Source organism: Deltaproteobacteria bacterium (genome assembly GCA_019309045.1).
GTDB lineage: Bacteria > Desulfobacterota > Syntrophobacteria > BM002 > BM002 > JAFDGZ01.
In genome coordinates this window covers 1-12,708 of the sequence record JAFDGZ010000029.1, presented here as the reverse complement: position 1 = coordinate 12,708, position 12,708 = coordinate 1, and the positions used below count along the sequence as shown (strand labels likewise).

Annotated in this window: 11 protein-coding genes and 2 tRNA genes; 2 read left to right on the top strand and 11 right to left on the bottom strand. The window is 51.9% G+C overall.

All coding sequences use genetic code 11. From position 1 onward, the window contains the following. Positions 1-50: 50 nt before the first annotated feature. From hisB to JRI89_08045, 11 genes are all read right to left on the bottom strand, one after another. On the bottom strand, positions 51-641 hold the full coding sequence (hisB, locus tag JRI89_08095; protein ID MBW2071201.1) for an imidazoleglycerol-phosphate dehydratase HisB: 591 nt from the start codon (positions 639-641) through the stop codon (positions 51-53). A gap of 157 nt (positions 642-798) precedes the next feature. Continuing rightward, a tRNA-Ala gene (locus JRI89_08090) sits at positions 799-874 on the bottom strand. A 129-nt stretch (positions 875-1,003) separates the two neighbouring features. Then, positions 1,004-1,303, bottom strand: a complete 300-nt coding sequence (locus JRI89_08085; GenBank protein MBW2071200.1) for a hypothetical protein — start codon at positions 1,301-1,303, stop codon at positions 1,004-1,006. Between the two features lie 666 nt (positions 1,304-1,969). Continuing rightward, positions 1,970-2,674, bottom strand: coding sequence for a zinc-ribbon domain-containing protein (locus JRI89_08080; GenBank protein ID MBW2071199.1), 705 nt, complete (start codon positions 2,672-2,674; stop codon positions 1,970-1,972). 27 nt (positions 2,675-2,701) lie between these two features. Further along, positions 2,702-3,871 (bottom strand): PilT/PilU family type 4a pilus ATPase, encoded by a 1,170-nt coding sequence (locus tag JRI89_08075; GenBank protein MBW2071198.1) that lies wholly within the window; start codon positions 3,869-3,871, stop codon positions 2,702-2,704. Between the two features lie 238 nt (positions 3,872-4,109). Beyond that, positions 4,110-5,192 carry a type IV pilus twitching motility protein PilT gene (locus JRI89_08070; protein ID MBW2071197.1) on the bottom strand — a complete coding sequence of 361 codons (1,083 nt, stop codon included), beginning with the start codon at positions 5,190-5,192 and terminating at the stop codon, positions 4,110-4,112. Positions 5,193-5,799: 607 nt separating this feature from the next. Continuing rightward, the gene (locus tag JRI89_08065; GenBank protein MBW2071196.1) at positions 5,800-6,540 is read right to left on the bottom strand and encodes a hypothetical protein; all 741 of its coding nucleotides are present in this window, start codon (positions 6,538-6,540) and stop codon (positions 5,800-5,802) included. A 249-nt stretch (positions 6,541-6,789) separates the two neighbouring features. Then, the gene (locus JRI89_08060) at positions 6,790-7,470 is read right to left on the bottom strand and encodes a serine/threonine protein phosphatase (protein ID MBW2071195.1); all 681 of its coding nucleotides are present in this window, start codon (positions 7,468-7,470) and stop codon (positions 6,790-6,792) included. Between the two features lie 21 nt (positions 7,471-7,491). After that, positions 7,492-8,424 (bottom strand): 4Fe-4S cluster-binding domain-containing protein, encoded by a 933-nt coding sequence (locus tag JRI89_08055; protein ID MBW2071194.1) that lies wholly within the window; start codon positions 8,422-8,424, stop codon positions 7,492-7,494. Positions 8,425-8,907: 483 nt separating this feature from the next. After that, complete coding sequence (locus JRI89_08050; protein ID MBW2071193.1) at positions 8,908-9,618, bottom strand: SPOR domain-containing protein; 711 nt, start codon at positions 9,616-9,618, stop codon at positions 8,908-8,910. Positions 9,619-9,753: 135 nt separating this feature from the next. After that, positions 9,754-10,938 (bottom strand): pyridoxal phosphate-dependent aminotransferase, encoded by a 1,185-nt coding sequence (locus JRI89_08045; protein MBW2071192.1) that lies wholly within the window; start codon positions 10,936-10,938, stop codon positions 9,754-9,756. 420 nt (positions 10,939-11,358) lie between these two features. Between JRI89_08045 and JRI89_08040 the strand changes: the two genes are divergently transcribed. After that, a complete protein-coding gene (locus JRI89_08040; GenBank protein MBW2071191.1) occupies positions 11,359-12,309 on the top strand; it encodes an SDR family oxidoreductase in 951 nt (316 codons plus the stop codon). 157 nt (positions 12,310-12,466) lie between these two features. Then, a tRNA-Pro gene (locus tag JRI89_08035) sits at positions 12,467-12,544 on the top strand. The last annotated feature ends 164 nt before the right edge of the window (positions 12,545-12,708 follow it).

The following is a 12,708-nucleotide window of genomic DNA, read 5'->3' as shown; positions in this document are numbered from 1 at the left end:
ATTAATCCATGCTCGACTGCTTGTCAAGTAACGACCATCTTTTCCCATGCTTACAAGACACCTTTAGTGGACGGCACTTCTCCCATTCCGGGCTCCAGGCGGCACGCCTTGCGCATGGCGTGCGCCCACGCCTTGAAGACAGCCTCGAGGATGTGATGGCTGTTTTCTCCATATAGCACATTGACGTGCAAGGTGGCCCCGGCGTTCTGGGCAAAGGCGTAGAAAAACTCTCGCACCAACTGCGTCTCGAAATCACCCACCCTCTCCGCCAGCTCCGGGACCCGATACACCAGGTATGGACGATTGGACAGATCAACGACCACCGAGGCCAGGGCCTCGTCCATCGGAACTGCTTGTTGACCATAGCGACCTATACCACGTCTATCTCCCAGTGCTTCCTTGAAGGCCTGTCCAAGACAGATGCCCACATCCTCTACAGTATGATGTTGGTCGACCTGCAGATCTCCTCGAGCTCGTACTTCCAGGTCAAATCGGCCATGGGTGGCAAAAAGATCGAGCATGTGGTCCAGGAAGCCGATGGAGGTCTCCAGGCGACTCTTGCCGGCACCGCCTAAAACAAGCACCACCGAGACTTCGGTCTCCTTTGTCTTGCGCTGCACGCTTGCTGTCCGCTCTGCCACCAGCGATCTCCATTTGTAGTGAACAAGAATTACCAGGAAAACAACCGTCTCTAGTCGTTGGCACTATAAAGGAAGGCTGCGGCACTGTCAACAGATGTAGACGTGGCCCATCTCGGCTCAAAAAAAACCGCGACCCCAGCCGCGGTGGATTGACTTCTGGTGGAGACGATGGGAGTCGAACCCACGACCTCAGCGTTGCGAACGCTGCGCTCTCCCAACTGAGCTACGTCCCCTACGATTCGTCGACGTTCTTATAGACTCAACCTTCTACCATGTCAAGCAGATCTTGTCACTCTACTTGTTTGCCGCTTCGTCGATTGAAAAGGAGGCAGTCTGTCAGAAAAGTAAAGAGAAAATCTTTGCTAATGCAAAAATCCCTCGTGAATGTTTTTCAGCTTGCCCACAAGATAAAGACTGCGAAAATCAGCAAGAAGCTTGTTGGTGGCCTTTTCAATCTTTTGCATATCTCTTTCACGCAGTTGGGCCACGTCCACTTTCTGCAAAGCTCTCTGCAATTCACGAAAGCGTGAAGCCACAGCAGGATCCAGCTGCTCGGTTGTCAAAGCTGCAGTCACTTGCGATATTGTGCTGCGGCAATTGTCAATTCTCAGATACAACTCGTGAACACTCTTTTTTCTTTTCCAGAGGGCAAAAAACTTCATGCTGCAATACCTGGCATCTGGCTAGTTGGCCGTCTCCAATTCGAGCAATCCAGCAAAATGCTTTCCTGTCAAGCCACAGGTTGTTCTGCTTATAATGTACGTCGAATGAGACAGCAAGGCAACAGGAATTTCGCTGCCGAATTCAGCCTGAGCGGGTATTCATTATCGGTTGATGGCAAAATGAAAATGCACCCCTTTCACCAGCCGATTGCTGGCGGCTAACCTGAAGGCCGAGTCTGCCGCCAGTATTACAATGGCGCCATGGCGCAATTGTTTGCCGAAATAGATATCAACACAGGAAAACGCAGTCTAAAGCCTGCGGCTACCAACTCTTTGCCGTGCCTCCAATTCCCTCTCCCACCTGGTTGACGATATTGGCTATCAGGTGCACTTTCATTTTGCCATTAACCATTATCAGTTATCCACTATCGGGAATCATGCGGGAGGAGCGATTGTCTGGCAGCGATATATGATAGCAAATCACCATTTATGGGCTGCGGATTGATGTGTTCCTTGGGGTTTCTTGGGTTTGTTGAGTTTGGAGGATTTGTTGGGTTCTTGGCGTTTTCTATCTGGCCTCGGCTGCTGCTGTGCCTGCGAGAAGCGTCAGGAGACTAGGGCCCCTGTAAACACGCTCGTTTCATACCGATCAAGCGCTTTCTGCATTCAGATAGTGCCGAAGGCTTCAACCGTATCCAGGAATACCTTGTAAAAACGGCGATGTTCGGCAAGAGCTCGTTCCAGTACTATTTTCAGCTTATTGAGGTCGGCAACGTTTACCACTGCATTGACGCTCTTGGCAAATGCCGTGAGATTGTCAAGCGTTCTGATGTCGCCGCTGATGAGCACCAGGAAGATCCGTCTCCTCGTAGCCATCGGCATTGGCTGCAAATACCGCAAGATGGTATTGTTTTCTGGCTCTTCTCCGCAAAACCGTTCATCCAGCATTACCAAATCATAGTAATTGTAGCGCAGCTTGCTGAGGGCCTCCTTGACAGAACTAGCAACACTGGTGTGGTATTTCAGCTCCTTGAGAGCACTTTTTACTGCTTTTAAACGCTCGGGATCATCAACACAGACGAGGGCGCTTTGAGCCCCCTCCTCGAGAACCTCCAGTGGAGATTCATAGGCACCTTCCATGCCCAGATCCATGCTGATGGCAGTAGGAGCATCAGTGACCTCTGCCACTCTCTCATCTAATCCCACCTCTGCATCCAGGGCATCATTCCCTCCGCGCTCCCCTGCCGGCTGCGGTTCAACGGTTATGAGCTGGTTGCACTTCTTGCAGGTGGCTCTGATTGCCTTCCCTCGAGGCACTTTATCGTCAGCAAGATGAAAAACCGCCTGGCAGTTGCTGCATTTTATTCTCACCACTTCTCCTTCTGCATGCAGACAGTTCTACTGAATCGCCCTGCCGTAGCTCCTGTCCATTTCGAGTCCTTCGATGTCAGTCACCTTCTCACCGCGGGCTGCCTTGATGCGATCAATGCCGCGTCTGACCACTGCTTTTTTGGAAGCGTAAGCCAGGGCGGTATCCTGGTTTATGAGCCCCTCCTGGTACAGACCCAGGATAGAATCATCGAAGGTACACCAGCCAAATGAACGATTTGCCTCAATTATCTCGTAAAACGTCTTCCCTTCACTCTCACCCTGAAGCATAACCTCTCTGGTGCGAATATCGCTGCCCATTATCTCAAAGGCTGCCACCCTGCCGCCGCCTTCCTTCGGTAGAAGCCGCTGGCAAACCACCCAGCGTACAGCGTCGGCAAGTCGAATCCGCACCTGCTTCTCCTCCTCGGTGTCGAACATGCCGAGTATACGGTTTATGGTTTGTCCCGCATTGACCGTGTGTAGAGTAGTCAGTACCAGGTGTCCTGTTTCTGCTGCACTCAGGCCTATCTCCACGGTCTCTCGATCGCGCATTTCTCCAACGAGGATAATTTTCGGGGCCTGTCGGAGAGCCGCCCTCAGACCGCTGGCAAATGTATCGAAGTCACTGCCCAGTTCACGCTGGTTGAAAGTGGCTAGTCTATGGTGGTGTACAAACTCAACCGGATCTTCCAGAGTTACAATATGGACAGGACGGTGATCATTTACTTCGTTCAATATTGCCGCCAGTGAAGTGGACTTGCCGCTCCCCGTAGCACCGGTTACAAAAATGAGACCGTTTTTCTCCTGAGCCATCTGTTTAAAAATGGTCGGCAAGCGAAGATCATCAATTGTGGGAATCTGTGTCTCCAGCTTGCGCATCACTACTGAATAGTAACCGCGTTGGGTAAAGATATTGACACGGAAACGCGCCTTGCCAGCAAGATGATATGAGAGGTCGCATGAGCCCTCGCTGAGAAGCATTTCAATGTTGCGGCGGTCTCCATCCAACAGGTTGAGGGCAAATATCTCGGCCTGAAAAGGCGTCAAGGTGTCCATAGCTACATCCATGGGTACAGCGTCGAGCACGCCGTCGTACTCCACCTGAAATGGTCGATCCACGGTCACAATAAGGTCTGAGACATTTTCATGATGGTCGAGCATCTTGCGAAGAAAATGGTCAATTTCTCTCTTTCTCATATCAGACTCTCCCGGCGGCTCTGACAAGTGTTTTCTGTCAACAACGACGCGTAGCAACGGAGCTCTCCGCATGTCATTGAACTGCCAGGCATGGACTGTACTCCTGTCTGCCCGGCGAGAATACCTTGCCTCTTGCTACTTACCGCCCATGCAGAGTTCCTAAAAAGCCGGCCTGATCTCCTGGGCACTTCATGGGCACTCAGCCTGCCAATTCCTGCCTCCCGCCCATGGTAACGCATCAGACTTCAGTAAAGTCGGCCGGCGGAGTGCGCAGGAAGGGCCGGAATTTTTCCTTGTCTTCACACTTCAGGTATGCCTCCTCCGCACTGATCCTGTGCGCCTTGAGATGGGCCATAATGGCGTCATCCAGTGTCTGCATACCGTATTTCTTTCCTGTCTGAATTGCTGTTGGGATTTGATATGTCTTGTTCTCTCTGACTAGAGCTCTCACCGCGTGCGTTGCTATGAGAATTTCAGCGCAGCAAATACGCCCTGGTATGTCTATCCGTTTGAACAGCGTCTGCGATACCACCCCCCGAATTCCATCTGCCAGCATGGAGCGAATCTGGCCCTGCTCGTTCGCAGGAAAAACCTCGATGATTCGATCCACAGTTTTGGCAGCACTGGTGGTGTGCAGAGTTGCTAACACCAGGTGGCCGGTGGCGGCAGCTTCGATGGCAAGCGCTATGGTTTCCAGGTCGCGAAGTTCTCCTACCAGAATTATATCTGGGTCCTCCCGCAGGGCTCCCCGCAAAGCAGCGGCAAATGACTTGGTATGGGTGAATACTTCCCTGTGGTTGATGATGCAGTTCTTGCTCTCGTGAACGAACTCCAGTGGATCTTCAATGGTGATGATATGATCTTTGCGCTTGCGGTTTGCTTCATCAATGATAGCAGCAAGTGTGGTGGATTTGCCGCTGCCGGTGGGGCCTGTGAGAAGAACCAGTCCTCTCGGCAGCATAGCAAGTTTGGCAACAACGGGAGGCAGCTGCAGCTGTTCAACTGTAAGAATCTCACTGGGGATCTCTCGAAACACAGCGCCGATGCCATTCTTCTGTTGAAAGTAGTTGGCGCGGTAGCGGGCAAGTCCAGGAATTTCATAAGCGAAATCCATGTCCCCGGTCTCTTCGAAGATCTTGATTTTTTCTTCCGGGGTAATTTCGTACAGCATGCCTTTGAGCTCGTCATTCTCCAGCACCTTGTATTTAACTCTCTCCATTTCTCCTCGAACACGGAGCACAGGTTGTTGCCCCGCCACCAGGTGCAAATCGGAAGCCTTTTGCTCGTGCATCAGTTTGAAAAATGCATCAATTCGAGCCATAGTTTTGCCTCTCTCCTCCTCTATGTCTTATTTGACACTCAGACGTGGTCCCCTTTGCAGCAGTGTTGTGTTTGCTCCATTGCAGCAGGCAGACTGCCGCTCACCTGCAAAATCCCCGCCGTCTAAGGGCAGCATGCTTCTTGCGGCAATCGGGCCACCGGATGGCTCTCCTATAGCCTAACTCTTTAGTATTTCAAAGAAATATTCTCTTAGTGGGCATGGATTTCTCATTTTCTATATTATTCTCCACTGCCTACAGCGACCACCAACAGCCAGTGTGACGGCAGTTCCTGTAGACAGCCAGTTGCTCTCTAGATAGCGCTCGGCAGCAAGCTTATTATGCACATGCTATGCCATCAGCCACCCTTTAAGAGTGGCTGGAACAGATGTATCTACAAGGGGCTTGGCCGGGCTGCAGACATGAGTTCTCCTTCGCAGCGCACCGGCTCGAGCCGCCTGCCGCAACCTCCTGCCGTGCTCCCCTGGAATTTGTAGCCAGATCCTACAAGATCCGGTGTCGTTTGGTTTTCAAACCGAATCCAGCCGACAAAAGTGGCAGTCCTGTAATACAGCCACTCCCGGGGGGTAGTGCCTGGAAAGATCCGCGCTAGGCTCTGCAGTCCGTATCCTGCCTCGCTCTAGAAACAGGCCCCGCAGAGACGGCCTGTGCGAACCTTTTCAAATAGGTCGGCAAATTGATTAACAGGGGAAGAAAGCCAAATGGTGCCCAACAGCGCCGGTGCCACAATGCATCAATTGCCCGAAATGCGTCAACAAGCAGGCTCACTAGACCGATGCCAACAGAAGTGTGCTTTGCCAGCAGCGATACAAGTTCAGCATATGAATTAAGGCCTGCCAGAAAATCAAAGCCATGCCCCAGGACAAGATAGCCAAGTCCGCAAGGGATGCCGCAGCCAAGTGCGTTGCCCAGAGTGAGTATGTGGGCGCGACCCTCGAGCCCGTGCAGTCTGGCAAAGGTAAGTTGATCACTGCGGGTAAGAGAACCACCGATCCAGTAAGTATAAAGAATATCCACCAGCCTGCTGATACCGGAGACCGCCAGAAAGCGCCGCAGCCTTTGGCGCCGCAACCAGAGGGATTTGACGCCGCAATCAGCCGGCAGACATGCTTCCTCTCCCTCTCTCATGAAACGATAGAGGTTGAGTATTAGTCTGCCGATAAAGCCACTTCTGGCGATGAGATAATCAAGGCTGAGTTCTGTTGAATCGATGGCTGCCCGCATGGAGGTCGAAAAAATGAATCCAGAGGTAAACACCAGCCCATCGCTCTTTAGGGCATTTCGTGAATTGCCACCCCTGGTGCACACGAACGTGTTCTCAGCTTGCATGCCTCCCGCAGAACCGCTCGTGCCGCCCACCTGGCAATGGCCAAACTGTTTCAGGCTATCAGCACCAACACTTCGAATGCCAGGCACTTTCTGAGATTTGCCGCACTCTTGTTCAAGCGCGATTCACGAAATATTCAGTTGGCAATGAGCGATCTGTCGTCGCCTGACCATAATATAGAACAAAAAAGATCAATCTTGCAAGGTCCACTGGGCCTTGGGAATTTTTTGAGGTAGCGGCGGTTCTTCTGCCTATACGCTTACAAATTTCAACTCGGGCAGGAGGACGCAGGTGAGCGTATTGCCGTACACCGCCCCTGTATCTATGCCTATCTTGTTGAAAAGTACCAGAGGCCTGGCAAAAGGGGTATGGCCAAAAATTACTCTCTTGCCAAAATCTTTTTCCGAATACAGGAATTCCTCCCGAATCCAGACCAGATCTTCCAGGCTCTGTTTCTCTAGTGGCACGCCTTCCCGCAAGCCCGCATGAACCATGATGAAATCTTCTGTCTCGTAATATGGCAGCAAATCCTCGAGAAACTCTTTATGCGCCTCGGGCAACAGATGCTCCAGAACGTGCGCAGCCCAATCCTCCCCGGTGGCAGCATTGAAATTGTCGAGTTTGTCCAGGTAGTTCTTCAGAGTCGACACCCCCCCGTTGTGAAGAAAAAGCGCCTGTTCCTCACCTGCAAGAAAGTCTAGAAACATCTTTTCATGATTTCCCATGAGAAAAATAGTCTGTGGGTATTTTTTCTTCACCTCAACGAGATAGTCGAGAACACCATAAGAATCTTCGCCCCTGTCAATGTAGTCGCCAAGGAAAACAAGCTGATCACGACCGGGACGAGGATCAATCCGCTGCATCAGCGCTTCAAGTTTTTGCAGACATCCGTGGATATCTCCAATAACAATAGTCCGCTCTGGAGTGTTCATAAATGATAGGGTCCGCAATTTTCACAGCCAGTGAAACAAGCGCACCAGCCGCCGCTCGTCCAGTCTATGAATGCCTTCCTCGTGGGCAATCCGCACAGCGTCCCGGTATTCGTCTGAAGTTAAGGCTCGGCTCAACTCACGAAAACGGTGCGCTTCGCCGCAAGGCCTATACTGCGCCATGATATTGACATAAGTGTTTGTCGAGATCTCTTTGGCCAGAAACCTCATGATATCTCTTGTACCCGCCAAACCCTCAGGCATCACTAGATGCCGTATCAATAGTCCCCTGCAGGCGATTCCCTGTTCGTCAATCAGCAAGTCTCCGACCTGGCTGTGCATTTCTTTGACCGCGGCTCTCGCCTTCTCAGGATAGTCGGGCGCAGCGCAAAATTTCTCAGCAACGTCTGGCTGCCAGAACTTGAAGTCCGGCATATAGATATCAAAGACACCGTCGAGCAGCTTCAGGGTGTCCACTTCTTCGTAGCCGCTGCAGTTATATACCAGTGGCAGCCTCAAACCTTTGTCAATGGCCCCGGGCAGAGCCTCGAGAATTTGAGGTACCACATGAGTGGGAGTAACAAAGTTGATGTTGTGGCATCCCCGTTTCTGCAAAGAAATCATCATGTCGGCAAGCTGAGCGGAAGTAACGGGGCTTCCCTCGCCCAGGTGGCTGATCTCATAATTTTGACAAAATACGCACTGCAGATTGCAGTAAGCAAGAAAGATAGTGCCCGAACCGCCGCTGCCAACTAATGGATCTTCTTCGCCGAAATGGGGACTATAGCTGGAAACCACGGCTTGCCGATCTGTTTGACATACGCCTGTGTTGCCTGCCAAACGATTTACTTCACACCGCCTGGGACAGAGACAACAGCACTCGAGTATGCTGAGAGCAGCTTCGATGCGCTCTGCCAGGACGCCGCTCTGGTAGCTCTGCAGATAGGCTGGCTCCATGTTCACTTGGCTCATACAGCTTATGTCCTTCAATCCCTCTATATTCAAGCAGTTGCTGAGACTGAAAGCATCAGTATACTTCAGTCTAACTTGCACACAGATATGGGTCAATGCGGCAAGAAGTAGCAGGATTTGTGCCTTTTCTCGGCAACAAGAATCGTTTGCTGTGCGTTGAAAAGGTGTGCTGTGTTCGCACCATTGGCGCAACGCTGATCAGTGTCATTCAAAAATCGCCGCAGCGAAGCCACCATGAGGCACATGCCGCTTGGCATTGGGACAATTCAATCGCAGGAGTGGGCCCGAGTCCGACCTCATCGGGCATCTCGCTTCCGCCCGTGCCGCCTCTCCCTGGTTTGTCAAGGTAACGCTGTCAAGGGTAGCTTGTGGTGGAGAGCCTGTCGAGGCAACGCTCGAGGGAGCCAATAAAGACAGCCCAAGAGATGGCAGCAGTCACGTTATCGAATGAACTCGTCAAACAGCTGACTAGGGATTGAGAGTTACCGGGAACCCCTTCATTCCCTCGTCCTTTTCCAGTCTGGCTATGGCTGACCTCGCTTGCTCTATGTTTTTGTAACCGCGAATGCGGACGCGATATATATTTCCCCCCTGCTTCAACAGGCTCTTGTCTACATAAGCATCATAGCCTTTTTCCCTGAGTTGCTTCACAAGTCTCTCTGCGCCCTCCGCCAATCTGAAGGCTCCCACCTGAATGGCGAATTTGCTGGCAACCGCAGGTTTCCTTCTTGGTTTTTCCACCGTGGCGGCAGGTAGAGGTTCGCTTTTTCCCTTTGTTGTTTCTTGCATTACAGCAGCCGGCCCTGGCAGCGGCTTTGCAGATTCTGTCTTTTCTTGCAGAGGTTCCTTGGCTGCCAGCGCCGCACTTTCTTCGGGCTTCGGCAAAGCCTCACCCCTGGCCTTGACATGCTGTTCATGCTTCGCGGCTACGATTGCCCTCTGTTTTTCAACTACAATCGAGACTCCTGGCGGTGCCGGTGGAATGCGGCGCACTATTTTCGTCCTCCCGAGAGGCAAAGGCCTGACATTCTTCCTCTGCTTCCACGACTGCCAGGAAAGAAGACCAGCAAGAGTCAACAGCGCCATGACCCCCACTATCAATGCCATCTTCTTGAAACCCGACGACCTGGGAGCTATGTCGCCCTCGGCATACCTTTTCACATAGATTTCTTCTCTCATAAACCACCAAACATCGTGAAGCAAAGGTCAGATTCAGCGATGCTTGCTTCGATGTTGCTCATGGCCCAGGGCCCTGTCTGAATATGGGATATAGTCTTTCCCCCCGCCCCAATAGGACGCCCATTATTTTCTAACTCAAGACAGAGCCCGCGATCGCGCCCTGGCAAAACCCGGTAGAGATCGGCTGATAGTCTTTTCACTCACACAATAGGAAATTCGAAAATGGCCAGGTTTGCCAAAGCCGCTCCCCGGCACAACCAGGATGTTCTCTTCTTGCAGCATGCGCACGAATTCAACATCGTCTGCAATAGGACTTCTGGGAAAAAGGTAGAAGGCGCCGCGGGGAGTAATCATTTCATATCCCGCTTCGGTCAGGCCTCGGCAAAACAAATCTCTCCTGGTCTGGTACAGGTTCACGTCAACACAGCTGCCTTGCAGGTCTCTGACCACTCTCTGCATGAATGCCGGGGCATTTACAAATCCGAGAACACGATTTGCCAGCACCAGGGCGTCCATGAGCAAAGTCACCTGATCGGCTTCCGGATGAACTGCCAGATAGCCGATCCTCTCTCCTGGCAGTGATATGTCCTTTGAATAGGAGCTGGTTATAATGGTGTTGCGGTACGCTTTGAACACACTGGGAACGGTGTCGCCGTCATATACCAGTTTGCGGTAAGGCTCATCCGAAATCAAAAACAGTGTTTTCCCCAGCTTGCCGCTCTGCTGTTCAAGGAGTTCTCCTAGTCTGTTCAGGCTGGAGGCATCATAGACCTGTCCAGTGGGGTTGTTGGGGGAATTGAGAAGAACCGCCTTCGTATTCTGATTAATGGCTGCCTCTATGGCGCCGAGATCCAGGGTAAAATCATCTCGTGTAGGCACCACAGACAACCTGCCGCCATGGTTTTCAGCGTAGAAGCCATACTCCACGAAGTACGGTGCCGGCACCACCACTTCATCGCCAGGATCAAGAAGTGCTTTGAATATACAGTTCAGCCCGCCTGCCGCTCCACAGGTCATTACCACATGCCTGCTCTCCAGCGATACTCCCTGCTCCTGGCCTACCTGGGCAGCTACTGCAGACCGCGTCTCCTCGAAGCCGGCATTGGGCATATAGCCATGCACGCCAGGGCGTTCCTCTGCCGCCACCCTGGTCAGAGTGTGGCGGAAGGCAGCAGGAGGATCTACATCAGGATTCCCCAGGCTAAAGTCGAAGACATTGTCAGCACCATGCACAGCTTTGAGGCGGGCGCCTTCTTCAAACATCTTTCGTATCCAGGAAGAGCGCTCGATCGCCTCCTGAATTCTCCGAGCAACGGCCATATGGGCTTCTCCTTCTTCTAACTCTGCGTGCCGCTACTATAGCGAAACGATCTCAGTGCTTCAAGGATAATTTGAGGTCGGTTTGCGAGTTGCGGGTTGACGCTTATAGGTTATTGAGTTTGTTGAGTTATCCGGGTTGAAAAAACGGGTGCATGTGGCAAGTTCCTGGGCGCCAGGCAGATACAGCGCTTCGGGCAATTCTTGCCGGAGGCCCTGTTCCTGACCACCTGATAACCAATAACACGGACCGCTTGGCACAAATCTGGCTAATCTGCCAAGAGCATTGATGTGGAGCGTGATACAGTGTACATATTCTAATAAACGAAATCAGTAGCAACATCCATGAGGATTTGCTGCTACTTGCCGGCAATGTGCTGTCTTGCTCTGGAACCCCTGGCAGCATAAAAGACGGAGAATCGCATGGCTAAAAGAGTTCTGGTAACCGGCGGCGCTGGTTTTATAGGCAGTCATCTCTGTGACAGTCTCTTGCGACAGGGCAATGAGGTCATATGCCTGGACAACTTTTTTACCGGCAGCAGGGAAAATATCAAACACCTCCTGGGCAATTACCGTTTCGAACTCATTCGCCACGATCTGGTCAACCCTATACTTCTTGAAGTTGACCAGATCTACAACCTGGCCTGCCCAGCATCACCCATCCACTATCAGTACAATCCTGTAAAGACTGTCAAGACAAACGTCATGGGAACGTTGAACATGCTCGGTCTTGCCAAGCGGGTAAAGGCTCGAATTCTGCAGGCCTCTACCTCAGAAGTCTATGGTGATCCAACGGTGCACCCACAGCCCGAGTCTTACTGGGGGAATGTCAATTGTGTGGGACTGCGAAGCTGCTACGACGAGGGCAAGCGGGTTGCAGAGACTCTGATGATGGACTACCATCGCCAGAACCAGGTGGACATCAGAATCGCCCGGATTTTCAACACCTACGGGCCTCGAATGGCAGTCAACGATGGCAGGGTAATGAGCAACTTCATTGTTCAGGCACTTCGGGGACAACCGCTGACTATCTACGGCGACGGCAGGCAGACGCGTTCTTTTTGCTACGTGAGCGATCTCGTTCGAGGGCTGATGCAGCTCATGGAACAAGATGAACTCCTTGGACCAGTAAATTTAGGAAATCCGCATGAAATAAGCATTCTCGAACTGGCGCAGCAGATCATCTCTGCCACCGGCTCCGAGGCCAGGATAGAGTATGGCCCTTTGCCCCCTGACGATCCAATCCAGAGGCAGCCTGACATCACCCTTGCCAGAAGCAAACTCAACTGGCAGCCAGAGGTGCCCTTTGTGGAAGGTCTTGGTCGTACTATAGAGTACTTCAAGGAAAGAATTGCAGCCGATGAAAACAGTTGAACATGACCTCGAAAAAGTGACGCTAATTCATCAAGAGCAGCTGTCACCATAACCATCTGGCAACCAGTAGTAACAGGCAGCTGCAGCCCTCCCCGTCCTACTCATACGCGAGCAACTGCTTGACACCCTGTCGAGATAGTGTTACATAGCCAGCAGTCGGGACGTGGCGCAGTCTGGGTAGCGCACCTGAATGGGGTTCAGGGGGTCGGAGGTTCAAATCCTCTCGTCCCGACCAGTAAAATCAAATACTTAGCTTTTTGCTGCAGCTGAAGATTTTTTAAATGTGGCACTCTTGTGACATGTAGAAATTGGCGAGGCGGTCAATCCATTGAGCAGATTGACCGCTTTCTTTTTGTGCTCCTGGCTCAGGTGGGCATACCTCAAGGTCATGGTCATTGT

Coding starts and splice junctions, on each gene's coding strand:
- JRI89_08085 (MBW2071200.1), bottom strand. CDS start 1,303: ATGAAGTTTTTTGCCCTCTGGAAAAGAAAAAAGAGTGTTCACGAGTTG.
- JRI89_08075 (MBW2071198.1), bottom strand. CDS start 3,871: ATGAGAAAGAGAGAAATTGACCATTTTCTTCGCAAGATGCTCGACCAT.
- JRI89_08070 (MBW2071197.1), bottom strand. CDS start 5,192: ATGGCTCGAATTGATGCATTTTTCAAACTGATGCACGAGCAAAAGGCT.
- JRI89_08065 (MBW2071196.1), bottom strand. CDS start 6,540: ATGCAAGCTGAGAACACGTTCGTGTGCACCAGGGGTGGCAATTCACGA.
- JRI89_08060 (MBW2071195.1), bottom strand. CDS start 7,470: ATGAACACTCCAGAGCGGACTATTGTTATTGGAGATATCCACGGATGT.
- JRI89_08055 (MBW2071194.1), bottom strand. CDS start 8,424: ATGGAGCCAGCCTATCTGCAGAGCTACCAGAGCGGCGTCCTGGCAGAG.
- JRI89_08050 (MBW2071193.1), bottom strand. CDS start 9,618: ATGAGAGAAGAAATCTATGTGAAAAGGTATGCCGAGGGCGACATAGCT.
- JRI89_08045 (MBW2071192.1), bottom strand. CDS start 10,938: ATGGCCGTTGCTCGGAGAATTCAGGAGGCGATCGAGCGCTCTTCCTGG.
- JRI89_08040 (MBW2071191.1), top strand. CDS start 11,359: ATGGCTAAAAGAGTTCTGGTAACCGGCGGCGCTGGTTTTATAGGCAGT.